The sequence below is a fragment of the Streptomyces sp. SBT349 genome, assembly GCF_001083795.1.
Lineage (GTDB): Bacteria > Actinomycetota > Actinomycetes > Streptomycetales > Streptomycetaceae > Streptomyces.
In genome coordinates, this window is record NZ_LAVK01000012.1 from 1 (window position 1) to 24,920 (window position 24,920).

General features: G+C 65.7%; 15 protein-coding genes and 1 pseudogene. 6 read left to right on the forward strand and 10 right to left on the reverse strand.

Going from position 1 to position 24,920, the window contains the following annotated elements; all coding sequences use genetic code 11:
* Positions 1-39: 39 nt before the first annotated feature.
* Positions 40-4,206, reverse strand: a complete 4,167-nt coding sequence (locus ADY01_RS38815; protein ID WP_159000918.1) for an SNF2-related protein — start codon at positions 4,204-4,206, stop codon at positions 40-42.
* A gap of 177 nt (positions 4,207-4,383) precedes the next feature.
* Between ADY01_RS38815 and ADY01_RS02875 the strand changes: the two genes are divergently transcribed.
* Positions 4,384-5,160, forward strand: a complete 777-nt coding sequence (locus tag ADY01_RS02875; protein ID WP_049564940.1) for a hypothetical protein — start codon at positions 4,384-4,386, stop codon at positions 5,158-5,160.
* Positions 5,161-5,208: 48 nt separating this feature from the next.
* Here ADY01_RS02875 and ADY01_RS37875 read toward each other — a convergent pair.
* Both ADY01_RS37875 and ADY01_RS41710 read right to left on the reverse strand, forming a co-directional pair.
* Positions 5,209-5,342, reverse strand: a pseudogene (locus ADY01_RS37875) (ISL3 family transposase); the annotation flags it as partial.
* Between the two features lie 169 nt (positions 5,343-5,511).
* On the reverse strand, positions 5,512-5,736 hold the full coding sequence (locus tag ADY01_RS41710) for a hypothetical protein (protein WP_420715565.1): 225 nt from the start codon (positions 5,734-5,736) through the stop codon (positions 5,512-5,514).
* Positions 5,737-6,028: 292 nt separating this feature from the next.
* Here ADY01_RS41710 and ADY01_RS02880 point away from each other — a divergent pair, with 292 nt between their 5' ends.
* Positions 6,029-6,733, forward strand: a complete 705-nt coding sequence (locus tag ADY01_RS02880) for a hypothetical protein (RefSeq protein ID WP_049564942.1) — start codon at positions 6,029-6,031, stop codon at positions 6,731-6,733.
* 159 nt (positions 6,734-6,892) lie between these two features.
* Positions 6,893-7,537 (forward strand): competence protein CoiA family protein, encoded by a 645-nt coding sequence (locus ADY01_RS41715; protein ID WP_107081617.1) that lies wholly within the window; start codon positions 6,893-6,895, stop codon positions 7,535-7,537.
* A gap of 505 nt (positions 7,538-8,042) precedes the next feature.
* Here the strand turns inward: ADY01_RS41715 and ADY01_RS02885 are convergent.
* The 4 genes from ADY01_RS02885 to serC all read right to left on the reverse strand — a co-directional run bounded on the left by ADY01_RS02885 (position 8,043) and on the right by serC (position 18,377).
* Entirely contained in the window at positions 8,043-10,997 is a 2,955-nt protein-coding gene (locus ADY01_RS02885; RefSeq protein ID WP_049564944.1) for a DUF499 domain-containing protein, read from the reverse strand.
* Positions 10,997-13,795 carry a hypothetical protein gene (locus ADY01_RS02890; protein WP_159000920.1) on the reverse strand — a complete coding sequence of 933 codons (2,799 nt, stop codon included), beginning with the start codon at positions 13,793-13,795 and terminating at the stop codon, positions 10,997-10,999. The genes ADY01_RS02885 and ADY01_RS02890 overlap by 1 nt, the downstream gene beginning before the upstream one ends.
* Positions 13,782-17,021 carry a helicase-related protein gene (locus tag ADY01_RS02895; RefSeq protein ID WP_159000922.1) on the reverse strand — a complete coding sequence of 1,080 codons (3,240 nt, stop codon included), beginning with the start codon at positions 17,019-17,021 and terminating at the stop codon, positions 13,782-13,784. Before ADY01_RS02895 ends, ADY01_RS02890 begins: the two co-directional genes overlap by 14 nt.
* A 237-nt stretch (positions 17,022-17,258) precedes the next feature.
* A complete protein-coding gene (serC, locus tag ADY01_RS02900) occupies positions 17,259-18,377 on the reverse strand; it encodes a phosphoserine transaminase (protein WP_049564951.1) in 1,119 nt (372 codons plus the stop codon).
* A gap of 739 nt (positions 18,378-19,116) precedes the next feature.
* Between serC and ADY01_RS02905 the strand changes: the two genes are divergently transcribed.
* Positions 19,117-20,433 carry an asparagine synthase-related protein gene (locus ADY01_RS02905; RefSeq protein ID WP_199826149.1) on the forward strand — a complete coding sequence of 439 codons (1,317 nt, stop codon included), beginning with the start codon at positions 19,117-19,119 and terminating at the stop codon, positions 20,431-20,433.
* Between the two features lie 15 nt (positions 20,434-20,448).
* Here ADY01_RS02905 and ADY01_RS02910 read toward each other — a convergent pair whose 3' ends face one another.
* A complete protein-coding gene (locus tag ADY01_RS02910; RefSeq protein ID WP_049564953.1) occupies positions 20,449-21,318 on the reverse strand; it encodes a GNAT family N-acetyltransferase in 870 nt (289 codons plus the stop codon).
* A 153-nt stretch (positions 21,319-21,471) separates the two neighbouring features.
* Here ADY01_RS02910 and ADY01_RS36515 point away from each other — a divergent pair, with 153 nt between their 5' ends.
* Positions 21,472-21,918 (forward strand): dihydrofolate reductase family protein, encoded by a 447-nt coding sequence (locus ADY01_RS36515; protein ID WP_234320031.1) that lies wholly within the window; start codon positions 21,472-21,474, stop codon positions 21,916-21,918.
* 124 nt (positions 21,919-22,042) lie between these two features.
* On the opposite strand, the gene ADY01_RS02915 is transcribed toward ADY01_RS36515, so the two are convergent.
* Positions 22,043-22,294 carry a DUF397 domain-containing protein gene (locus ADY01_RS02915; protein ID WP_049564955.1) on the reverse strand — a complete coding sequence of 84 codons (252 nt, stop codon included), beginning with the start codon at positions 22,292-22,294 and terminating at the stop codon, positions 22,043-22,045.
* Positions 22,291-23,193: a helix-turn-helix domain-containing protein gene (locus tag ADY01_RS02920; RefSeq protein WP_049564956.1), complete on the reverse strand. Its 903-nt coding sequence runs from the start codon at positions 23,191-23,193 to the stop codon at positions 22,291-22,293. Before ADY01_RS02920 ends, ADY01_RS02915 begins: the two co-directional genes overlap by 4 nt.
* A 198-nt stretch (positions 23,194-23,391) precedes the next feature.
* On the opposite strand from ADY01_RS02920, the gene ADY01_RS02925 reads away from it, so the two are divergent.
* The gene (locus ADY01_RS02925) at positions 23,392-24,900 is read left to right on the forward strand and encodes a hypothetical protein (RefSeq protein WP_049564958.1); all 1,509 of its coding nucleotides are present in this window, start codon (positions 23,392-23,394) and stop codon (positions 24,898-24,900) included.
* Positions 24,901-24,920 lie beyond the last annotated feature (20 nt).

Below are 24,920 nucleotides of genomic sequence, written 5' to 3' on the forward strand. Positions count from 1 at the left end.
GTTTTCGGTCCCACAGTGGTGCGGTGGGGGAGGAATTGGTCATGGTCGGGGTGTCAGTGTGCATAGGGCGAGGAGTTCCGTTTCCCTGAGTTTGCTCAAGTCGAGGTCGCCGGAGGGCAGGAAGGCGTCGGCGAGGTTGCGTTTCTTGGCGAGCATGCTGGTGATGCGTTCTTCGATGCTTCCGGCGGTGACGAGGTAGTGGACTTGTACGGGGCGTTGCTGTCCGATGCGGTGGACGCGGTCGTTGGCCTGGGCTTCCAGCGCGGGGTTCCAGTTGCGGTCGTAGTGGATGACGTGGTTGGCGTCAGTGATGTTCAGGCCGAGGCCGCCGCTGCGCAGCGTCATGACGAGCACGTCGGCGGCGCCGGCGCTGAGGGCATCCAGAACTCCATTGCGTTGGGTGCGGCTGAGGGAGCCGTTGAACAGGAGCGGCCGGAAGCCGCGGGCGGTGAGGTATGCGCATAGCAGTCGGCCGACGACGACATAGCTGGTGAAGACCAGAGCGGATTCGTCGTTGTTGCGAATGTTGCGCAGCAGGGTATCCAGGGCGGTGAGTTTGGGTGCGCGGTGCGCGGCGGCCTGGACGTCGGCGGCGATGGCGGCGGGGTCGGTTCCGGCGTAGTGGTCAGGGCTGTTGGTGACTTTCCTGAAGCTGGTGATGAGGTTCAGCAGGAGTTCGCCTCGACGTTTGCCGTTGGGGCAGGTGCGGAGCTGGTCGAAGGTGTCGCGGTGGAGGGCTTCGCACAGCCCGATCTGCTCGCGTGAGAGCGCAATAGTGTGGGTGGTCTCCCGTTTGGGCGGCAGGTCCAGGCCGAGAGTGGGGTCCGTTTTGAGGCGTCGGCGGACGAAGGGGAGTAGGAGCTGGTGGACGCGCGTGCGAGCTTCGTCGGCGTGCGCGGGGTTGCCGGCTTGCTGGAGGGGGCGGGCGTATCGGGTGAGGAAGCCCTGGCGCGTGGAGAACAGTTCGGGGTTGCACCAGTCGAGGATGGCCCACAGTTCGTCGGGGCGGTTCTCGATGGGTGTGCCGGTCAGGGCCAGGCGGGTGGTGGCGGGGATGGTGCGGGCCGTCCGGGCGGTGGTGGTGTCGGCGTTCTTGATCGTCTGGGCTTCGTCGGCGATGAACAGGCCCCAGGCGTGTGCGGCCAGTTCCGCGTTGTCCTTGCCCATGAGGTGGTAGTTGGTGATGACGATCGTGTCGGGTCGCAGGCCGGTCAGGCGGCGTTTCGGCCCTGCGTAGCGGATGACGGGGGTGTGCGGGGCGCGGGTGGCGATTTCGCGGTGCCAGTTGTCGACCAGGCTGCTGGGGCAGATCACGAGAGTGGGCCCGTGGCCGAGGTGTTGGCGGCTGAGGTGGAAGGCGAGGGCGGTGATGGTCTTGCCGATGCCCATGTCGTCGGCGAGCACCGCGCCGAAGCCGAGCCTGGTGACGCGGCTGAGCCAGTTCAGGGCGCTGAGCTGGTAGGGGTGCAGCACGGTGCCGGACAGGCCCAGAGGCTCGGTGGCGGCGTGGTGGCCGTCCTCGTTGCGCATTTCCTCGATCAGTTCGGCCAGACCGTCGGCGGCGTTGCAGGCGTAGGTGGTCCCGTCGAACGTGACGGTGCCGAGAAGGGCGTCGAGCATGCCCTCGCGGGCACCGACGGGAGGCAGTGTGCGCTGCCGGAGGTGTTCACGGATGCCCTCGTCCAGCAGGACCCAGCGGTTGTGCAGCCGTACGCAGGGAAGTGCCTGCGCTGCCAGGGTGTCCATCTCAGCATCGGTGAGTGCTACGCCGTCCAGGGTGATCTGCCACCGCCGGTCGAGGACTTCGCCGAGGCCGAAGGTGCCGGCACAGACGGGTGCGGGGGTTCCGGTGCCGACGACGGCGTGGGCGGCGAGGTGGCCGGCCCAGTTGTCGTGCCAGTCCGCGGTGATCCCCAGGCGGGCCAGTTCATCGCCGACGTTTCCGCGCAGGGCTGCGGCGTCGGCGAGGCTGATCAGGAATGCTCCGGGGCGTGGCTGCTGTCCCAGCGGGCCCAGCGGCGGAAAGATGAGGGCCGCGCGGCGCAGGGCCCGGCCGGTGCGCTGGCGCAGTCCTGGCGGGAGGTGCGGCAGCTTGGCGCGACCTTCCCAGACGTCGGTGGCGTCGACGGTCTCGTCGCCGTCAGGGGTGATGGCCAGCCGAAGGGTGGCACGCAGCCGGGTTGACTGGTCGCGGTGCGGTGCCGGGATACGCAGGGTCACCTCGGCGATGGGCTGGGGATCGAGGTCGTGCTCGATGTCGTCGGCCCAGGTTTGCAGGGCAGTGATCGGGTCCTGGTAGTCGACGGGGGCGGCGAAGGGGACGTGGCCGAGGAGATGGCACAGTCCGGGTGCGGGCACGAATCGGTCGGCGATAGCGTCAAGGCACCGGCGGACCTCGTCCAGGGGCTCGTTGGCCTCCTGGCGGGCGTCGCGGGTCTGAAGGCAGCGCGGGAGACGCGCCACGTCGGCGGAGAGCGCGGTGGTCTCCTCCCAGAGTTCCGGCGTCCACGGCCCCGTCCGCCAGGTCGGCTGCCGACCCTGGTGCTGCCCGGGTTCGGTCAGCGCCGGATACACCTGGCTGCGGGCGATCAGGCTCAGCGCCAGCCGGATCACGCGGGCCCACACCGTCGTGGCCGATGACCACCCCTCGTGTGCTGGCAGGGCAAGATGGGTGACGAGGTCCATCAGGTCGACGCGCAGGCATGTACATTCGGCCAATTCCCCGCCCGGCAGCAGCAGCGTTTTCACGACCCGCGCGTCCTCGCCAGGATGATCTGGCGACTTCCGGTCCGGGAGCACGCACAGGAAGGTCGTCTGTCCTCCCTCGCGGCCGTCGAGCGCCAAGTCCGCGCCGGCGGCCAGCAGCTCGGCGATCAGGTGAGCCGGTGCGACCACTGGGGCCGGACGAAGGGGCGCCTGCCGGGGCACAGCAGGAGGAGTCGGGGCGGGACGCTCCGCCACAGGGAGTGGAGGTTTCGGTAGCTGCCGGGGCGCGGCGTCGGTCTCGCCCGAGTGGTCGTGCCGCGGTGCCGGGATGGAGAGCCCAGTGGGTTCCTCGACAGCAGGCGGCAGCGGCGGGGGTGAACTGCCCTGAGCGAGCCGCCGGTTCACCATCAGCAGCAAGGTTCGGGCAGCCGCCTCCCGGGCAGCCCGCGGCGTAGGACCGCGCCCCGGCGCACGCAGGCGTTGGCTGTGGACGACGCATTCAGCCTGGGCGCGCGCGGGCAGCGTCGTTCCGGTGACCTGACAGGTCAAATCGCTGATACCGCCGGTGCGGGCGCGTTCCTCCAGGGCTTCCAGGGCCGTGCGACCACCGAAGACGGTGATGAGCTCTGCATCGCCGCCGGATGCGGGAAGGCAAGCGGGTTCGGCGAGGCCGCCCAGGCGGACCAGGAGTTCATATCGCGCCGACTCCGCCGCCGCTGCCTCGGTCGACCCGCTGCACAGGCCCGAGGCCACCAGGGCCTCGTGCGCGGCCAGCAGCGCCTGCATGGTGTAGCTGCCTTTCTTGTCGCTCGGGGAGGGCTTCAGCCGCACCGGGGGCAGGCCCGTACGCCGGCAGTACTCATCAAGCAGAGCAGCAGCCGCACCGGTGGTCTGCGCGACCGCATCCAGCCCAGCAAGCCGTGCCTGGCGCCAGAACTTGCTGCGCGGGATGAGCAGCAGAGCATAGATCTGGCGAAGAGTCAGCAGACCGCTGCGGGCCCGCAGCTCGACATGCTCGATCAACTCCGGATGACGGCCCTCCCGGCACGTAGCCAGCAGGTCCAGCAAAGTGTCACCGTCGACGTAGGCGTAGGCGTCCTGCCCGGTGCCAGTATCGGCTGGCGCCACGGGAGTGCTCGTCGCACTCGTGAGCTGTTCCAGGACGTCAACGTACGCCCGCTGCTGTGCCGCCTTCTTACTGGAGGCGGTGCACCACTTGCTCTCACTTCGCTGGCCGCCGATGTCCACGATCGCCTGGGCGGTGAAGGCGGCGCCCCTGGGACGGCAGATGGCCTGCGGCTGAGGTAGGCCCGAGGACTGGGCGTGAATACCCAAGATGGACCGCGCCAGCGGCGGATTCTGGGCCACGTACTCCAACGCCGTCCGCCGGGCCGTGGGCATCCCAGGACCGGCGATTGGGATCAGCAGGAGCGTACGTAGCTCGTTCGGTGTCAACGTGCGAGCACGCGCTCGCTGCTCGACATCGGCCGCGACATCCATGCCGAGTACCCCGTCACGGAAGGCAGATCGCAGCCATTCGGGGAATCCGCGGCTCATCGGCAGCACCGGCCTTGACCGCCACGGAAGAGGGACAGTGCTGGGCTACATGGAGGGAGGTTCACGGTCCCGAGACCCTAGACTAAGGTGCGCAAACTTCCCAACACGGAGTATAATTGCATGAGCATCACTATCCCTGCCGATTCGGTCGACACTGTACCTGCCCCCGCCTTCGGGAGCACCGAAGTTCCCTTCCAGCCGCGGGTCGAGCGCGGCTACAGTTGCCGCACCTGTGGCAAGACGGACCGTGGCCACTTCATCCCCGCCGGCTGGTATCTGGTCCAGCGCTCCAGTGGCCATGGGGAGAAGCACTTCCGGCTCGGCCTGTTTTGCGCGGTGCGTTGCCTGATCGCTGGGCAGCGGCGGCTGGAGGAAGGCCAGGCCGCCCACGCCGAATACCTCGGACTGGAAGAGGAATACGCCGAGCACGCGGCCTTGATCGAACGTGCGATCCATCTCATGCACGACAGCAAACTCAGCATCCGGCAGACCGGTGACCTCCTCGGCATTGCCACGGATGACCTGCGGCGTTGGCTCCGCGCCGGAGACATCTGCATCGATGACGACGAACGGCTCGAATCACCGCAGATCCCAGGCCAGCGCCAAGCCCCGCTTCCCATCGCAGACTTCATCGCCCGACGCACCCACTCCTCACCCGTCAGCGCCGTCCACGAACTCGAACAGGCGGGATACCTGCGCGATCTCACCTGGCACTGCACACCCACGGGGCCGCCCCACCAGCCGGTCTTCACCTCCGCGGTATCCACGGTGCTGGCAGACACCGACGAACCCGCAGCCGCGCAGAGCCGCCGGAGCACCAAGAGCGCTGCCAAGACCGCAGCAGCTCAGGCCCTGCTCAGCCAACTTGCCGACTCCTCCGTGAGTCCGAAACCGTGATCTTCGTCCGAGGCTCGGAAAGAGACCATGATGCCGTTATCGGGCTCTTCACGAACGAGGGTGTAGATGCGGTCCGAATCCGCTGGCTTCGAGCAGGCTCCTGGCGGTGTAGTTGGTAGATCGCGGACGCCGAGGGCGGAGCCGCGCAGGTTCTCGAGTCGTCCGTTTATGGCTTCGGTGGGTCAAGCTCTCACGGACGGCACCAAGTGAGCCCTGACGAGTATCTGATCTAACTGAGGCCGGGCCTTTGAAGGCGGCCCGGCCTCAGAAGAATGGTGGCACTTGCTCAGTTGGCAGCGAATCCGACCACGCGCGCGAGCCGGCGGGCCGCCACCGTGTTGGCACTGGGCATCACGGCCGGTGATGGATCATTGTGGCTACTCCCTTGTTACTCGGAGTGAATGCGACGCCGCGGAGAACAGCGACAGGAACACAACGTCCACGTTGGCCCAAGACAATGCCAGCCGCCGCGGCAATGAGATCAGTGAAGATCTCCTCCTGCCGCTTGCCCCTCCCACTAAGCTCGGTGTTCTCCGTTACGCTCAGGGACGCCAGGCCCGCAGCTCCGTTGGAGATGCAGGTGGCCCCCTACGTCCCCACACCACCAACCGCTTCACGCGAGTGAACGTCCCGTCTTACTCCCCGTCCTTGACAACCGCCTCACCCCAGCAGCCCGCGGTCCGTGCTGCTGACGAGCAGACCTCGGCGGAGCCCGATGTTCAGGACGACGACGCTGTGGTCGGCGTGCACGGGGGAGTCGACAGGCTTTGGCCCGCGCCGCCGATCTCGGCAACGGCTCGGACCTGCGTCCGGTTCCGGTAATGTCGGCCCCCGGTCCCACCCACTACCTACCTGAGGGGAGCGAGCCATGGGAGTAGCCCTCAAGGCCGACGTCACTGTGGGGAACCAGGCGTTGCCGGCGACGTGTTTTCTCTTCGGCGAGACTTTCCCCAAGGAGCGTAAGCGGGGCATCCGGGAGGGCTGGGGTTTCGATATCGAGCTGCCAGCGGTGATGGACATCCTCGCAGCGGTGCAAGCGGGAAATCTGACGGCGGATCAGGCCCTCACCGGCCTCCTCGAAGCGGTTGACCACTTGTACGACCCGAGCGGCTGCTTCGATTACGAAGACAGCGCAGACAAACGCGACTGGTGCGAGCGTGACGGCGGATGTGAAGCGTGTGCGCGGCACCAGAATATGTTCGATCAGATGGTGCGAGATGCGTCGGAGTCGTGGCGCAGGTTCCAACTACCCGATCAGTACCCGTTTACAGTAGGCAAGCGAGGGCTGCACACCACCACGTGTTCGGTTGTCACGCGCGAAATGCCGAAGCAATTCGCGCCGCCCTCGGGTGAGGCGTACGAACGGGCTCTCCGCGATTACGCACATGCCGCGAACTCCTTCATGGACAGCGGCTTCTATGAAAACTTCGACGGTGATTTCGACAGGAAATCGGTGTATCCATCGTTTCGGCCCGTGACTCCAGAAGAGACGCGGGTTTGGGTCGCTGACCATACGGGTCCCAAGGGTGGCCGAAACTACAAGCGTTGCCAGCGCTGCGCCCCGACTCCATAGCACAACGCGGTCTTACCTCCTAAGACTTCTGCGCCGCTGGTACCCGCCATCTTCTGTGGTGAGGCTGATTTCGCCTAGATGTCCGTGTGAAGCTGGAGGGGGGGAGGGCATCGATGTGTCAGTCTCGCGTGGCAGCCTGCGGGGCTGGGGAGGGATCCGATGCTGTATGCCGATGACGGTACAGGGGAGCGGATTGAGCCCTACCCCTCGGGGAGGGCTGCGTGTCCGTTGTGTGCGGGGGTCATAAGGGCCCGTTGCGGTCAGGTCAACATCTGGCATTGGGCACACGTGTCCGGCGGTGATTGCGACTCGTGGTCGGAACCTGAAACCGACTGGCATCGCGCCTACCAGCGCATCGTTCCAGCCGACCGCCGAGAGGTGCCGATGGGGACGCATCGAGCCGATCTCGTGAGCGCTAACGGAGCCGTCGTCGAACTTCAGCACAGCAGTCTTTCCGACGAGATTGCCGCTCGCGAGGCGCACTACGGCGCAATGAACTGGCTCTTTGATGCTCGCGAAGCCTACTGGAGCAATCGTTTGATCCTGCGGCCCGGACGAGATGACTCGTACGTTTCCTTCCGCTGGAAGCAGCCACGCCGATCCATCACCTACTGCGCTCGCCCTGTGCTCCTCGATCTCGGCCAGGGGCAAGTGCTGCACGTCAAGAAGATCTACGCCGGTCCCCCATGCGGCGGTTGGGCCACCTCTACGAGACCATGGACGTCTGGCGATGGATCGCCGCCGGCGTCCGGCCACATCCCGCGGTCCTCGACCGGAACCGCTTACCCAATCTGCCGCAACTGATCACCCGCTACGCCAACTACTTCGATAACAGCGAACTTCCTCTCGCCGCTGACGATGTGCAGCGCATTCTTTGCTCAGCGATCCTACCTCCTTTGGGCGAGCCACCGTCCTATATTCGCGCTTCCATCAAGGTTCTGGTTCTCACGGGAGAATGCCCTGAGGGGATGGAGTCACTGAGCGAGGGCTCATATCATCTTATCGATAGGTGGGCAGGATAGGGCCAACTCGCCGTCACCTGCCCACACTGCGCGGAAAGCGAGAGCCGATCGCTGAAGCCGAGGACGCATCCCACCGTCGGGGTATGGACATGCCAGTACTCATCTGCAGCATACGTGGTTGAAGCTCCGGCGGTTCCCGGCAGAGCTGCCGTCGGAGGGTAATCGACTGTGCAAGATGCTTTCCATGAACTGTAGCCACGGCCCCTTCCGCTTCCGCCAGGGAGTTTTAGTATCTTGATTCGCCTGCGATAACTCCTGGCGGAATATCATTGATTGAGGAAGGCGCTTTAGAAGTCATCGTCTTCAACCGTGATTCGAGCGCCCGCCTGCTGGCCCTTGGTGGTAATTCCCCCCTCGTCTCCTTGAGCGGTTGTGAGAGTTATTTTCATATCGATGAGCTGGTGGTCGCGTTCGCTGAAGAATGCAGGATCCAGCGTCTTGGCCAGTTCGCGGAATAGCTGCCAGATGTATTCTCGGTTTTCAGGCGAGGTGATGCTTCGGTTCGCAATCTCCAACGAATATCTCTTGTAGATCCTCGGGCCAGCGGAGGACTGTCCTTGGGGCGCAGGGCTCCTGGACGTGTCCGTTGAGCCGGCCGGAGCGTCGTTGGCGTTGCCTGCGTCGCCGAAGAGAGTGCTCCGGGCATCTTCTCCAGAATCCTGGCTGGACTCCTGCCCGGTGCCGTCGTTGCCAGGCAGGGGGGTGGTGATCCGTGGCCGCAAGGATTGGCTGATGGAGTTGATCTGGATCTGACCGGGGGACGCGATGGATAGGTGGTTGTTCTGCGAGTCGACCAGTTCCCAGTCGTCTGTGACGAGGCCGTAGATAGCCCGGCGGATCTCGTCGGTAGATGTGACAAGGGGGAACGCTGGATTCTTGAAGAACGCCTGGACGACCTCTCGGGGGGTCAACGCGCGGTCGAATGTCCTTAGCAGGGTGGCGAGGTATTGGTGTGCCAGCTCTCCGCGGCGGGTCGCACGCTGGTCTTCGACCAAGCGATCCCACAATGCCTGTCCTTGCAGTGCTGACTTTCCGTCGTCTTCGAACCGTCTGAATTCGACGACGAGTTCCTCGCCCGCGCGTAGCAGGTACGCGTAGTGGCGGTATGCCTTGAGTATGGCTTCCTTGAGTTTGGATTCGGCGGCGCTGAGTTTGGTGCGGGCTTCGGTGAGCTCGTCAGTTGCGTCGTGGTTGATCTGCCGCAGGACGTACCGCCAGGCCAGTACCTCCCAGGCGCGCTTGCGGGCGTGGTCACGCTGCTGGGTGTTGACGCAGGCCACGATGCAGCTGGCAGCGTTGTCAACTGTCAAGGCGTGTGGGCCGAGTCCGAACAGTGCCAAGATTTCGGTGCGGCTGCTGTTGTCCTTGCCGTTGAGCAAGGTCCAACGGCGCGGATCCAGGACGACGAGTCGGACCGTGTTGGAGTCGACTTCCCCGAAGATCTGATCAAGGGGAGTCTTCTCATCGCCGGGGCGGTCAATGAGCAGTACCTGTTCGAAAGGGCCTTTGGACGAAGAGGCGATCTGCTGGGCAACGTCCCAGACGAGGGCCTCTTGATCCTCGCGTTTGATGAGGGCCTTGGCGGCCGTGAAGTACATGCGCAAGTTTTGCTTGATGGACAGCGAGTAGCGCGCCGGAGCGTTAGTAGGGGTCGTGACCTCCAGTGCTCCGAGGCCCTCCTCGGCCGTCAAGGCGTTGAACACCTCCTCCGCGGCGGTGAAGGCAAAGCCACCCGAAGAGACCGGCTCGAAAACGCTCGCCATCAGTTCAGTCTTGGTTGCGCCTCGCCTTCCCTGAGGACGCCCCACCAGGGAATAGCACAGCAGGGCCGTGGCCATGCGCACAGCCGGCGCTGGTTGCCGCGTATCGACGCCATAGCGAGTGAGTTCCGCGTCAATGTCCACCGCGCGTCCGTTGGCCTTGTCAGAGCTGGTGATGTCAGTGCCGGCTACGGCGCGCCATCCTTGGATCGCCCGGTCATTGTTCATGAGGAGCCCGGAGGAGAGTAGTTCCTCCAGCACCACGGTCAGAGGGATGTCGCCTGCTCCGACCAGCACGGGGGCCCAGCGGCCAGCCTGGTGCTCGTCAACCCAGTGCATTGCGGTGCGGGCGAAGATCGCGACAGTGGACCTCACACGTTGGAACCCCTGGACTTGGGACCATTCGTCCTGCACAAGGCGCATGAGTTCTGGGTGGAACGGATAGCTCTCCGCCATGCGTTCCGGAAAACCTGCGATACCTCGATTAGCGCCCATCTTGTCGAAGACCTTCGCTGCCCATTGCCCTTCCGCGGCAGCGGTGTACGAGGAGCTGAGTTCATCTAAAGGCAGAGTCTCTTTGGTCTGGAACAGCCGTCGGCGGATAATCGAGGCGAAGTCCTGCGACTCGGTGACGGCGATGGTGGTTCCGTTCCGCACGACGCGTTCTGCCACGTGTTCCCGGAAGTCCTGGGCGTGGATGTTGTAGCCGCGTTCGTTGATCTCCGAGCGGATCATGACCAGGACGAAGGCCACACGGGGCACATCGTCGCAGGCGTCCATCAGCGCGCCGAGGAAACCCAGCTCATCAGGCATCGTCGCGACATAAGCCGGCGCAGAGAGCGGAAGGACATAGTCCATCAGCTCATCCAGGAGAATAAGAACCGGTCGGCCGTTGTCGGATAGAGCCTTGCGAATTGTTTCCTTGTTCGGCCCCATACTGACGTAGTAATGGTAGCGGTCCATGTTCCCGTCGGTGAGGGACCATACGAACCGCTCGAACAGATTGACGGCTGGGCCGAAGATCTCCGTGGGGCGGCCTGGAGAGAAGTTGTCCGCAGTGAGCGTGACGATCCTGGGGCTTTGCAGGTCGACATGTCCACCCCGTTGTTCGGCCTCGACTCTCACCATCTGGCCGAAGTCGGTGGCGAAGAACTGTTCCGGGGTATTGGCCATGTGGAACAGGCCCACCAGCGCGTGGGACTTACCGCCTCCCATCCCCTGGTCGAGGTGGAAGAGCGCGGTTCCTTGCTCGTCGGTGCCCAGCCGCCGTGCGACCTTGCCGAAGAACCCGACCAGGTTAGGGGTGGGCTGGGTGATTTCCGTGTAGTACTTGACCTTGCGGTACGGCACGTCTGCTGTCTGATAGACGGCCTTGTGGAGAGACATCTGGAGTTCACCGACGGAGCCGTCAGAAGCGTGGACTTCGGGCCGCAGCGGCAGCAGGTCCGCCCAGTGAGGTGCCGGGGGCGACGACGGGCTCATCAGGGGGTCTCCTCCAACATGTCCGAGAAGGTCAACTGGGCGGATTGGCTGTGGGCGGATTCGGCAACCCGCTGGGCCAGGCTGGCGATTGCGGGGATGTTGCGCTGGATCGTCGTCAAGGCTTTGGCGGTCTTGTCGCTGTTGGGTAGTTGGGTCACGATTTCACCGACGACCGCCCACAGATGGGGGTCATTGGGTGCGCACTCGGCTTGCGCAATCACCGAGGCGACGGACTCGGTACCCCCGGCGTCCCAGGCTCCGGCCATGGCGCGGGCGACCTCGAACGTGGAGGAGCCCTCGTTTATGGTCTCGGGTGCGTCCAGGCGCAGTCTGAAGCCGCTCTTGCCTTCCCTGAGCAAGGGACCGCGTACGTCTTCGAAGCGAAGGCTGTCCGCCTGGGCCAGGAATCGTGCCTCTCCCTTGGAGACGTTGGCCAGCCCGTTGACCCGCTGCCAAAAGACGGCGAACCGGGTGCGCTTGTCGAACGTCTCCAGCGGCAGCTCGTCCAGTTTCAGGGCCATGGAGTCCCGTACGGCAACTCGTGACAGGGTGAGGTAACGCTCCAGCTCGGCTTCGGTGCCATCGGGCTTGAGGATCTTGCTGTAGCGGCCGTAGACCTCCATTCCGCGGCCGATGCATGCCATGAGCTGGTCGGTGAATGCTAGGCCGTCGCGGTCCCACTCACGGACTGCTGACTTCACGGCCTCGCTGACCTCGCGGTCGATCTGTGCGGCAGTGGCGACCGGACGGTGTGGAGGGGCGACCCGGCATCCGATGGTCACCGTCACCTTGATGCTGGCCACTCCCGTATGCGCGTTCTCAGTTCGGGACGGCCAGGAGCTTGTGATCACAAAGCCTGCATCATGCAGGGCGGCCAGCAGCCGCTTCCATGCCTCCGGGTCGGAGTGACCGAACACCACGACGAGGTGGCCGTCGCTGCGCAAAACACGCTTGGCTTCCCGGAACGCGTTCGCGAGTGAACGTTCGTAGAATTCACGATCATGACGAATTCCACCGTTATAGACTCGGCGCACGATGATTTCGTCGTCTTTATTCTGCAGGTTCGGGCCCACCGTGGTCCCGAGATCCTCGGAGAACAGATCAGGTTGAATCTGGGCGAGCGTGCGCCTGAGCCAGACATAGTAGTAGTCGGATGCATCAGCATACTCGATCATGTCATAGTACGGAGGGTCACACACCACGGCATCCACGGAGCCGTCGCGGTACGGCAGGGCCATGGCGTTCGCCCGGCGCAATTTGGCTGGCCTTCCACGCAAGCTGCGCAAGTGTGTTGCCAGGGGAGTCAATCCCGTATCAGCCACGCTGTTCCACGTGCCCGGGCCCTCTCCGATCCCGGCTTCAAAGAAGTCGAACTGGAAGGAGAGGCTTGCCTCATTGGTGAAGACGTCGCCGATTTGAACACGGTTTTGAGCGCTGCCGTCCGGCTTGCCGTGGCAGTGCAGCCGTGCACCGCGCGTAGCCCGTCGCGTCATACGCGCCAACGTGGAGGATGCGTAGCCGGCCAGGGCGCTGCAGTAGTCCTGCCCCAGGCCGGCGTTGAGCATCTCGGCGTGACATTCGCGGATGGTTTCGGCGAGTGTACCGAAGAGGAGTGACTGGCGTGCCACCATGAGCTGCCCGTAATTGGCGTATCCGTATCCGCTGGCTTGCACGGTATGCACATTATTTGGAGGGATCTCTTCATCCGGTACGGCGCTGAGCCCTCCGACATCTGGCAAGACCTTCGGGTCGGCGGCCAGCGCCGCTTTCCGCTCCTCTTCGCGGAAGGTACGGAAGATCTTTTTGGTGTCGTTTCTGCCGTTGCTCCCAGAGCTGAAGTCTGCGACTACGAGCGGTTCGTCTTGGTATTGCCCCGCCAGGCCCTTGGCTTTGACGGTCTCCAGGCTGTGGACATGGCCGCAGAAAAGACACCGCGCGCTCTTTCCCTTTTTACCGGCCGACGTGTAGGTGGGCTGTCCCGTAGGGAGACCGTCGATGACATCCACGTGCCAACTGTCCCCAATGACACTCACTTGCATGGCCTGGCCACTATCGGATGTACGCCGGTACGGGTGCCGCAAGGTCAGGCTGCCGATGAGCGGGAACCGCCTTCGGCACTGGTCGCATGGCATCGAAACAGCCCACAGATACCCCCAGGGCAAGCGACCCGCGCCGTCAAGCGGATAGAAGCCGGCGAGTTTCACCCGAGCACGCCGACCGATCTCGGCATGCAGCAGACGGGAATCAGCCGCGAGCCGGTGTCCGGCAGCCGCCATGAGCTTGTCATCGTCCTCAGTGCGGCTGAAGGGCAGTGCTGGCTCTTCCTCCCAGGCCCTCAAGGGCCAATCGGCGAGCAGCCGCCCTGCCAGTGTGGCGACCGGGCTGAGATCAGTGCCGACCGCGGTAACGCCCACACGTGCCGCTTCCAAGGGGATGATGCCGCGGCCTGAAAAGAGATCGAGAACCACCGGGTTGCGACCTCCGTAATTCTCCTTAACAACTCTGGCAAGCTGATCGAAAGCTCCTGGACTGCCCATGCGTACCGCTGCTTCGACATGGGGACGGAACTGATCACCGATTGGCAGTAGTGTCGTGAGGACGGCTGCCCGTGCCTGGGCGATCGGTCTTGAAGCGAACCAGGGGAAGATCGCCTTCTCGTTTCGCCCGGATCCCGCCGGGGTTGCACATGCATCGTCGACCGCGGCGCATGGAAACCATGTGTCGATAAGCCGTGCCCGCACGTCCTGGGCAGTGGAACCTTGCAGGGGACCTGTGGTCCGGGCCTCAGTGCCGCTCACGACTTGACTCCATCATTCTCATGAGGTCCGTGACCTTGATCTGTACGCGTTCGATGCGCCGGACTGCGGAACCGAGTTTGCCGGCTGGGTCCTGCGCGCGGATGGTCACCACCGGGTGGGTCGCGCAGCCGGTGACGACGTACAGCCAGTAGTCCGGGCCTCGTTGCTGGGCTTGTGCCCACTCGTGCTGCTCCAGCCAGACTGGCCTCAGGTCGTCCACCAAGCCCTTGACCTCAATGAGCCGTTGCTCGCCGCGCTGGCTGTGTCGAGCCAGGAGGTCGTAGCCGACGCCAGCGGTCTGTCGGTCGTCGACTACGTAGCCGAGCCGTTCCAACTCGGCGAGTACCGTGGCGATGGCGACTTGCTCACTGTTGGGGTCGTAGCCAAGCTCGGCCATCCGGGCTCCGGCAGCCACGTGGAGCCAGCCGACCAATCGCTGAGCGGTGGGATTGACCTTCTCGATCTGCCCGAGCTGGATCAGTCGCTCCTTCTTGTGCTGAGCGAACTGGTCCATGCGTTCACGCCGGACATCGGCGGACAACTCTTCCAGCTCTTCGAGGTAGCGGTACTCCACCTGATCGAGCTGTTCGCTTGCCTTGACCACCCACGAGCGCCGCTGATTCCGGAAACGGGCGGTCTCAGCGTCGAGGAGTGCTTGTGCCTCCCGGGCGCCTTCGCTCCGCATGGCGGGAGTGAGCGTGGCGGCCGACGAAGAAGTGCTCGGAGCGGCCCGCAGGTTCATCAGCGATTCCCACCCGGCGGCGAAGGCCCCTGCGCCGGAGAAGCGCACCAGCATGGGGGACTTCTCCCGGACTCGGCGGACCCCGTCGTGGACTTCTACCTCGGCGTCGTACAGCAGCAGCACGTAAGCGGTCAAGGACGCCGTGTCCACGACGTGCGCGCCGCGCACCAGGTCCATCTCTCCGGAGCGCAGCGCCAACTCGACCAGTTCGCCGAAAGGCTCCTCGGTCGGGCCCAGCACGATCACATCGTCCAGGTCGGTGGCTCCGTCGTTGATGGCCAGACGGACGGAGGCACCATCCGCAGCTACCAGGCGCTCATGCCCGCCGCCCAAGGCCTCCGGCAGCGGTGAGCGGGAGGTGAGCAGGCGCAGCCCCGGGGCCGGGCCGGTGATCAGGGCCCATCCTTGGGCACGGGCCAACTGGTCCAAGAAGGCGTCAACGATGACTGGATTGATCGCCTCCAGCCGGTCTGCCCGGAACCGGGCCATGGCCGCGTCGACGTTGGCCGGCGTGATGAGGCGGTTCTCGTCTCGGACCAGCTCCCGGGCACTGGCCAACAGCGTGTGAGCCTGGGGGACGTGCACTGGCTGACGGGGGTCGTCCTGAGCCGTGGTCAGAGCCTGGGCGTAGTCAAAACCCGATCGAGCGGCAGCGGCATCGAGAAGGTCGAAAATGCGTCCCTCCAGAGCCTCGCCCGCTGCTTCAATATTGGCCAGCATGACCTCCTGCACGCGGCCTTCGCGGGTCTGAGGCGCCACGAGGTGATAAATGTGCACGGGGTTGGTCTGCCCGATGCGGTGAAGCCGCCCCATGCGCTGCTCCAGTCGCACCAGAGACCACGGGATGTCCCAGTTGATCATTACATGAGCTGACTGGAGGTCAATGCCCTCCCCGCCGGCATCGGTGGAGATCAGAACCTGGAACATGCCGCTAAGGAAGCGCTGCTGAAGCTTGTCACGCTCCAGATGCCCGACGCTGCCTTCGAGGGTGTCCACCGAAAAGCTTGCCTCGGCAAACTGAGCCGTCAGCCACCGTGCAGTGTCGGCGAACTCGGTGAACACCAGAAGCTGGCCAGTACCCGGGACGATGCCGTGCTTGCCGAGGATGTGCTGAGTGCGCAGCCACTTCGTCGACGGGCCGGCGCGTTCGGCTTCAGCGATCGCAGCCAGCACTCCGTCGATGCGGGCCAGCTCCTTGGCCTTGTCCTGCGTGCGAGCCCCTACGACAAGCTCTTCCGCTCGATCCCAGGCATCCTCGTCATCGACAGCCAGATTGAGACGACCCTCGGCACCGGTAGTGAACTCTTCCGGAATGGAGCCGGATGACCGCTCGCTGGCCGGACCCCGCAACACAGTGTGGCGGCGGCGGACAGTAGCGGCTGCCGCCCCCAGTGATGACGCAGCACGTTTGCCGTAGATGGACCGAGCGAGCATGGCAGCATCTTCGTAGAACGTGTCCACATACTCCATCACGGCCGTGTAGGCCGCCTGCTCCTGCGCGCTGAGATCAACCGGCACGGTCTTCGCAAACCTCGGCGGGAAAAGCAGATTGCCTTCCAGATCCTTGAGCTCTTCCTTCATACGGCGGAGGAAGGACAGCGTGCTCGGCCTCAGTGCACTGTCGTACTCAGACGCACGGGGGTCCCACGGATAGAGAGTGGGATCCAGCAGATTCATCAATCCTCGGAAGAAGTGCTCCTTGCCGCGGTGTGGGGTGGCGGTAAGCAGCAGCAGGTGATGTGTGCGCCTCGACAGCTCCCGAGCCGCACCCAGATAGCGGGACGTCGGGGTCAAACGGTGAGCCTCGTCGAAGACGGCAAGCGACCATGACGCGCGCGACCCAGAGACCTTGCGGAACACATCGGCGTTGTAGGTGTAGAGGTCGACGCTGACCACCCAGACCGACACCCGTGGGTCTAGATCTTTCGGGTCGCGCGCGATCTCCGGAGTCAGGCGGCCGGCCTCGATCGCGAAATACCGGCGTAGATCCCGCTGCCACTTGCTGACCAGGTGGGCAGGAACCACGACAATCGTGCGGCCCGGGATGAGCCCACGACGCGTACCTTCCGCGATATACATCCCCGTCATGATCGTTTTGCCGGTCCCCGGCTCATCGGCAAGAAGAAATCGCAGGCGCGGCTGAGCCAGCATATGTGTGAAGACGGCCTCGTCCTGATGCGCATACGGCTTGAGTGGGCGCGTGGCCAACACTGCGGAGCGAATACGCGGCACGGCGTACTGCATCCACCGCCCCCACAGTCCCGCCAGCGCCCGATCCGGGTTGCCACCAGCATCGTTCGCTGGCACCACCGCCTCACACAGATCCTCATGAGTCAGCGCGGCATCGGCCAGTCGACCATCACCATGCCGAATCACCAGATCACAACCACTGGCAGTCTCCGTCGCCATCACCACGGTGACCAGATGCCCGTCGATCATGATCTGGCTGCCTGCCTTGGGGAGTGCTCCCTCGCCGTCAGGCACCGCACACCCCTCCGAAATCGTCATGCATGACCAACAAGAGGGCAGCTTACTGGGACCCTCTGACACCCGTCACACATCCCGACACACCGGGCCGTCTCAGTCGAGACTGTCAGATAGGGACCGCCGAGCTCCCCGTTGCAGTGCTGACGCGCACTGCCTTCCGGACTCGCCAAGCCACAGAAGCAGCATTCCAGGGTCTTGGAAGCAGGAGAGTCCTCTTGGCGAGCGCTGGGGGTGCTACAGGCGGTCGATCACGTAGTCGACGCAGCGGGTCAGGGCCTCGACGTCCGCCGGGTCGACGGCCGGGAACATCGCGACCCGCAGCTGGTTGCGGCCCAGCTTGCGGTAGGGCTCAGTGTCCACGATGCCGTTGGCCCGCAGGACCCCCGCCACCGAGGCGGCGTCGACGCCATCGGCGAAGTCGATCGTGCCCACCACCTGGGAGCGCTGCTCCGGAGCGGCCACGAACGGCGTCGCGTACTCGGCCTTCTCCGCCCACGTGTACAGCCGCGAGGACGAGTCGGCGGTGCGCTGGACGGACCAGGCGAGGCCGCCCTGCCCGTTGATCCAGTCCAGCTGGTCGGCCAGCAGGAAGAGGGTGGCGAGCGCGGGGGTGTTGTAGGTCTGGTTCTTGCGCGAGTTGTCGATCGCGGTGGGCAGCGAGAAGAACTCGGGCACGTGCCGTCCCGACGCGTGGATGCGCGCCGCGCGGTCGAGCGTCGCGGGGGAGAAGACCGCGACCCACAGGCCGCCGTCCGAGGCGAACGACTTCTGCGGGGCGAAGTAGTAGACGTCCGTCTCCGCGATGTCCACCGGCAGGCCGCCGGCGCCCGAGGTGGCGTCGACCAGGACCAGCGAGCCCTCGTCCGTGCCGGGCACGCGGCGGATCGGCGCGGCGACACCCGTCGAGGTCTCGTTGTGCGTGAGGCCGTAGGTGTCGACGCCGCGCTCGGCGCGAGGCAGCGGGTGGGTGCCGGGGGTCGCGGAGATGATCGTGGGCTCGTCCAGCCAGGGCGCCTTGCTGGCGGCCTTGGCGAACTTCGAGGAGAACTCCCCGAACGACAGGTGCTGCGACTTCGCCTCGATCAGCCCGTGCGTCGCGACGTCCCAGAACGCGGTGGAGCCACCGTTACCCAGCACTACCTCGTAGTCCTCGGGCAGCGAGAACAGCTCGCGTACGCCCTCCCTGACCCGGCCGACCAGGTTCTTGACGGGGGCCTGGCGGTGGGAGGTGCCGAGCAGGAAGCTTCCGGTCGCCGCCAGGGCGCTGAGCGCCTCGGTGCGCACCTTGGAGGGGCCCGATCCGAACCGGCCGTCGGCGGGTTTGATGTCAGCGGGAATCTGGATATCGGCCACGAGCCGGAGCGTAGTCCCTCCCGTACCCAGACCGCACATCCAGCCCGTGGCCACGGCATCATGCCCTGTTCAGCCGAGCAGTACCGGCAGCTCCGCCAAGTCCCTAGCCACCCGTGCCCGGCCGCGTCTGGACTGTCCCTCGTGGGACCAGTCGGTCAGGAGGGTGTCGGCGACTGCCTCCTCGTAGACGGCTCGGTTCTATTCTCCATGGCCTCGGCGAGCTCTCGGTCCCAGGGGATTTGCCGTCGTCCTCCTTGGAGCTCAACGTGATCGCTGTCGGTGCCAGCGGGTCCGGGCGTACTCGACGAGCTTCGTCCCGAGCCGCACGGTGGCAAACGTCCGTATGTGACGATCTCTTGTCATAGGGCCTGTCGTTCTGGTCACCAGACTCCGGAGACGGATCTGTGAGGGCCGAGGGGTGAGATTCCCCTCGGCTGCTGGGCCTCGTCCCAGCGAGGCGGGGGCCAGTTCGGTGCTGAGGGGCTACTCGCCCCCGCTGCCCGCCCGAGGAAGGGAGATCGTTGTGACCGGAAAGCCGGTAGCCGTGTCTTCGGCCGGCAGTCACACTGGCAGGGCAGCAGAAGGCGGAATGGAGAGGCGGGATCGTGTCGGCGAAATCGAGGCCGGGTGACGGGCAGCACCGGAAGGGTGCCAAGGGCTCGTTGTTCGAGGACCCGCAGCGGCCGGATGGCGGGTTCTGGCGGGGCATGTTCCAGGGGTTGCGGGCTCTGCGGCGCCGGTGAGCGTTTTCACCCCGAGGTTTCGCGTTGAGGATGGGACCGTCGCGGAGGATCCCTTTGCACTGTCCGGCTTCGAGCGGCAGGTTGATCTCCGGGCGGTGGGGTTGCTGCTGGCTCCGCCTGCGCTGCTCGGCGAGTTCGTCCCGCGCTGCGTGTGGCGTGGAGTGAAGCAGCTGCCTGCCAGGCTCCCGCGGCCGGTCCGGAGAGATCTGCCCGCCGCGTTCACCGCCGCAGTTGGTGCATTGGCCGCGGAGACGGAGGTCATCGCGGTCAAGGTCTCCGGTGGCCTGGATTCCCTGGCTGTCCTGGTGCATGCGTTGAAGGTTGCCGAGGGGCGGCGGGTGGTGGCCTTCACGACGGACCTGACCGACGATTCGGGGCACGGGTGCGTGCCGGTGGTCCTGCGGTTGATGCGCGACCTGGGTCTCCATGCGGAGCTGGTGGTGATCGATCCGCTCCGGGATCGGCTGGAGCCGCGGTGGTCGCCAACGGGCCCGCGGCTGGACGCGCTCCCTGAGGTCAACGCCGCGACCGCCACACGGGCGGCCGAATACGGGGCCGGGGTGCTGCTCTCGGGGGATGGTGCCGATGAGGTGCTGGGGGTCCCGCGATACGCCGGCATGGCCGTTGCGCGGCGCCGTGGCGTGCACGCGGCGTGGCGGTACGCCATGGACACCGCTCTCGCACGGCCGGGCCGGGCGGGTGAGGCCGCCGCCGTCGCGGTGGGTCTGCTGCCGCCGACCGCACGGATGCGGGCCTACTGGGCTGTGAACTGGCCGGAGTGGTGCGACCCAGTTGCTCCTGCTGTGCTGTCGGCGCCCTACCGGGAGAATGCCACCCAGTGGGCCAGAGACTGGGTGGACGCGCGGATCGCCGCCCATGCCCGGGCGGGCAGGACTTGGGGACTGGCGGACGCGGTCGACGCGTTACTGCCGCGTGAGGAGATCCCGCCCGCGGGACCAGTGGCCGAGGCATCACCCTACGAGCATCCGATCTTCCTCTCGGCCGCTCTGGCGCTTGGGATCGGCGACCGCTACGACATGCGGCTGCCCTCGCCGTATCTGCGGTGCAAGTCCCGCGTCGTGGAACTGCTGCCACAAGGCGCGTCAGCCGTGCTGCCACGCCGCAAGCAGTACTTCACGCGTGCCCTGAGCGGATATGCCACCCTTGCCGGACGCGCCGCGCCGCTGTGTGCCGAGTCCGGGCTGCTGGACACGGAGGCACTGGCAAGCGAAGAGGACACTGCGGTGCTGCTCGGGGTGGCGGCCATCGAGCGGTGGCTCACCGGAGCACGAGAGGCAGGCGCGACGTGGTGAGCGGCGAGTCGCTGCTCAGGCCACCGGCGTGGGCCGGAGGAAGGAGTGCAGGCGGTCGACCTCGGTGAAACCGGCGCGCTCGTACATCCGGTTGGCCGCCGAGCGGGAGCGAGGGTCGTCGGCTGGAGCATCGTCATCGACGAACAGGATCACCTGCTCCGCTCCCAGATCAGCGAGCACATCCAGCGCCGAGCCCAACAGCGCGCGCCCCAGACCGCGCCCCTGCGCGGGCGGCTCGACGCTGATCCACCACAGAACACCGATCCCCGCCCGCGGCTCACCGACGACAGCCTCCGCCAGCAACTCGTCTTTCTCACGCACTTCCAGGCGCTTCCCGGCTGGGTCGGTGCTGTCGCCGAGGGTGTGGGTGTTGGCGCGCGGGAGATCGGTGGCGGGCAGATCGCGTCGCATGTACCGCCACAGATCCTCGCCGACGAAGCCCAGGTTCTCCAACGCCCTGACAGTCGCAGGACGGTGCCCGACCGGCAGCGCCTCAAGCCCCAGCGTCAGGGCACTGGCGAAGTCGAAAGCGTGCATCTCTCGCGGACCGAGACACTTCAGAGCATGCCGCAACAGCCTGTCCGCCACAGCCTGATCCTCGGCGCAGTGCAGCCACAGCACCAGGCCCGCGCCGTCCTTGGGACGCAGCGCATGGGACATCACGCCGATCACGGTCCCTGACGCGTCGGCGGCGACGGAGGTCTCCGGAGGGGCCAGCTCCTCCCACCAGCCGGCGTCGACCTCCGAACGGCCCGCCAGGGCGTCACGGAGCATCGCCGTCGTGACAACGGGCTGGCCCGGCAACCGGTCGCGTTCAAGCAGTTGCAGCACCTCCTGCTCATCCCGCCCCTCGTACGGCCGGACGTTCAGGAACCCCGTTCCCATGTCCCACACCTCACCCTGGCCTGCCCGAAGGCTTCCGACAGCTGCATGACCGGGACCGGGACGCGGATGGGCGGCCCGAGCCAGGCCGGGTCGACACCCGCGACGCTCGCCTCGTCCCGACGTACGCTTCTGCGGGGATGCGCTCCAGTCGACATGCGAAAGCACCAGACTACCGCTCCAGATCGCCGTCCATCTGTCAATCCGCCGACGCGCTGGAACGTCCGGGTCCGCGTCACGGCTGCGGACCCCCTCCTACGTTGGCTCCAGGCACACGGCCGGACTCTCGCCAGATGCACACAGCCCGAGCTGAGCAGCACCTGGCTACCACGCCCGACCCACGGCAGTGCCCGCCTCGACGCGTTGCTGCTGGCCGCCGGGCTGATCGACGAGTTGAGGCTGATGGTCGTGCCGGTGGTCGTGGGAAGTGGCCCGCGGCTGTTCCCGGACAACGGCGCTCCGGCCGGGCTGCGGCTGCTGAGCAACGAGACGACACCGAGCGGAGTCGCGGCCAAGGGGCACGAGTTGATGGATTGCCCACCTTCCGGGCCTACGAGGCCGGCGCGCACTCCTGAAAGGGGAAGTCGGGTACCTGGGGCGTAATCGGTGAGAGCGCGATGGCAGCTCTGTCGCCCGTACTGCGAGCACGCGTCAGCAGTTATGGGCGGCAGGCCATCACACATCGCGATCCGGAAGCGCTGCCGCACCTGAACGGTGCGTGAGTTCGTTAGTCTGCGGGCATTTCCGAGGCGAGCAGGTGGTCGAACTCGCCGTCTCGAACGCCGAGGATGAACGCGCCGATCTCGGACTGGGTGAACACATGGGGTGGCCTGTCGGGGTTCTTCGAGTCCCCGATGAGGACGAGGCCGTCAAGAGTGGCAAGCCGTACGCAATTCCCTCCGCCGCCGCTGTGGGAGGAGATGTGCCACTCCACGCTTGAGAGGTCGAGCTGAGAGGGGCTCGGCTTGATCGTACTCACTGAGACTCCTTGATCATACACTTGAGGCGTGCCCGGGTATCGTCGGGGGTCAGGGCCCTCTGCCACAAGTTGAGGAACACCGCGGCGTAGCGGTCCACTTCGACTGGATCTTCCAGGTAAAGGGATCTGTCCATGGTCTCGATCCACACCGCCTCGCGCACCTCGCGTCCGATGGTGGGCAGGTCCATGAGGACGAAGGGGCCCGCCAGGCCCGGGTGGCACCCGATGTCCGGGAGGATCCGTACAGTGTTCCGGTCTTGTCCGGAGGTGGCGAGCAGGTGTTCGAACTGGCCCCGCATGACCGCTGGGGTGCCGACGAGGCGTCGTAGGGCGCCTTCGTCGATGAGGGCGTGGAACTCTGTCAGCGCGCCGTCTTCAACCTTGCGCTGCCGGTCCAACCGCACGTCGACGAGGCCACGTACCTGTGCCGAGGTCAGGTCCGGCCGCATGGATTCGATGACGTGCCGGGCGTAGTCCGGAGTTTGGAGGAGGCCCTGCACCACCGCTGGCTCGTAGTTGCGCATACGAGAGGCCCGCTGTTCCAGTGTGAGGTAGCCCTCGAACTGCATCGGGGTGAGGAGGGCGGAGTGCCTGCGCCACAGCGCGGGCCGGCGGCGGCGGGTGGTGTCGACTGCCAGGAGAGCCAGGATCTCCTCCCGTTCTCCTTGACCCGCTGAGTAGCACTCCAGGAGGGCCTCGGCGACCTCCCGAGTGATGCCGCGCTGGCCGTGTTCGAGTCGGCTCAACGCGGCGGTGTCCAGTTTGACTCCGCGCTGACTGAGCACCGGGTGGCGCACGACCTGGCTGAGGGTCAGGCCGGAGCGGTCTCGCAACTCCTGCATGCGGCCGCCCACTTCCATGCGCTCCAGCGACCAGGGTGTCCCGTACATCTCTGCCATGTGAGTAGTGTGACGGGTCTCCTGGCGGGCCGACAAGCAAGGTCAGTCCGCAATTTGCTCCTTCATATTGCGGATCTGCCATGACAAGGGGCATGCTAGCTGGGGTCACGTTGCGTGCGAGCGGCGTTGCCGCTCGTGGTGAGACGCGGTCGGCTTGCGCTGGCTGACGTCCGGTCGAGCCTAGTCCCGGGAGTGCCGATGGCCCGCCCCACACTGTTCCGGCTCCTGCTTCTGGAACGGCGCTGGGATACCTGGGCGATCTTCTGCCCTCATTTCGAGGCGCGAGCCCGCGCGCTGGCGGAGGAGACGGCCAACCCCCGGCTGGCACATGTCACGGTGGGCCGGAAGACCTTTGACCGGTGGTTCTGCGGGAACTGGTACGGGCGTCCGTGGAAGGACACGGGCCGCGTCCTAGAAGCCCTGCTCGGCTTTCCTCTCAATGAGCTGTTCAGCCCGGCACCCGATGTCATGAGTGCAAAGATGGCCCCCCATGACCGCGGTGGGGTGCAGGCATCGCTCGCTATCAGTCGCCGCTGGCCGACCTCCCGGTTGTTCCTGTCGGCCGCTGATGATGTTGCTGACTCCTGGGAGTGGCTGGGCCGGGAGGTGCTGGACGGCACCACCGCTGCCGTTCAGTTCCTCCCCGTGTCCCGCAACGGCGAGGGCGTCACCCTTCGGACGGAGCATGTCACGTCGCTGAGGGGGTTCCTTCGGCCCGCTCGGCGCGGCCTGCTGGTGGGGGTCGACGAAGGCCATGATGACGACCTGCGCCTCTTCGTCATCGACTCGGCAAACGCACGACGGGCGTTGTCCGCGCCCACTGCAGGAGACGGCACCCTGGCTCTGCCAGCCGCGTACGTGCTGGACGACCTCACCTACGGAATCCTCTGGTCCCTCGTGCAACTCGATGACGGGTTACTCGCCGACGATCAGACGCTGGACGCCGAGCAGCAAGTCCTGGACACCTACTTGTCACTGCCACGCTCAGCGGTCAGCCAGTTGTCCCAGCCCACCCTCACCTCCGTCGGTGCCAGGTGGCTCGGGTCGGCCTTTTGCGCACGGCACATTCATCGCCGCCTGGACAGGGCTGCGGAGCCTCCGGTGTTCTGGACGAGGGAACGTACGGGGGAGGAGGCCGCACTCTGGTTGTTCTTTGGCCACAAGATCGCCTACCTCAAGAGCCTGGCGGACCGGTACGCCCACGCAGCGAGGCCGCTCTCCCGCGTGTTCTGCATTCCAGAGAACGAGGTGCAAGGCGCCAGTCCGTACGAGCGGATCCTGCTGTTCCTGGCCATCTCGCTGATGGAGATGCTCGGCATCCACGTCCGTGTGACAACGCAGCCGGAGTACACCTCCATGGACGGGTTTGCGCTCGTGCCGGGCCAGAGCGCCGTCGTGGCGAACTGGGTTCGCACAGATGCACTCTGGCAGGTCGACACCACAACAAGCAGTCCTGATCTGCGCACGTACCGGGATGCCTTCACCGACGCGAGCAACCGCAGCGTCATGGCCGGGCCGGAGCCGGAGACCCGGCTGAGACTCCTGGCCGACTACCTCCGCCTGGACTGGCCGTGGTTGATTCCGCGATGCCGCGACCTCGGTGACTGCGGAGTCGCCGGGATCATCCGGCCACGCAGCCGTCTCATCAGCGTTGACGCTCTGGACGCTGTTCTGCGCTTCCTCGGCTCCCTGGCCCCGCGCCGATGAGCCGGCCGCTACGCCCGTCC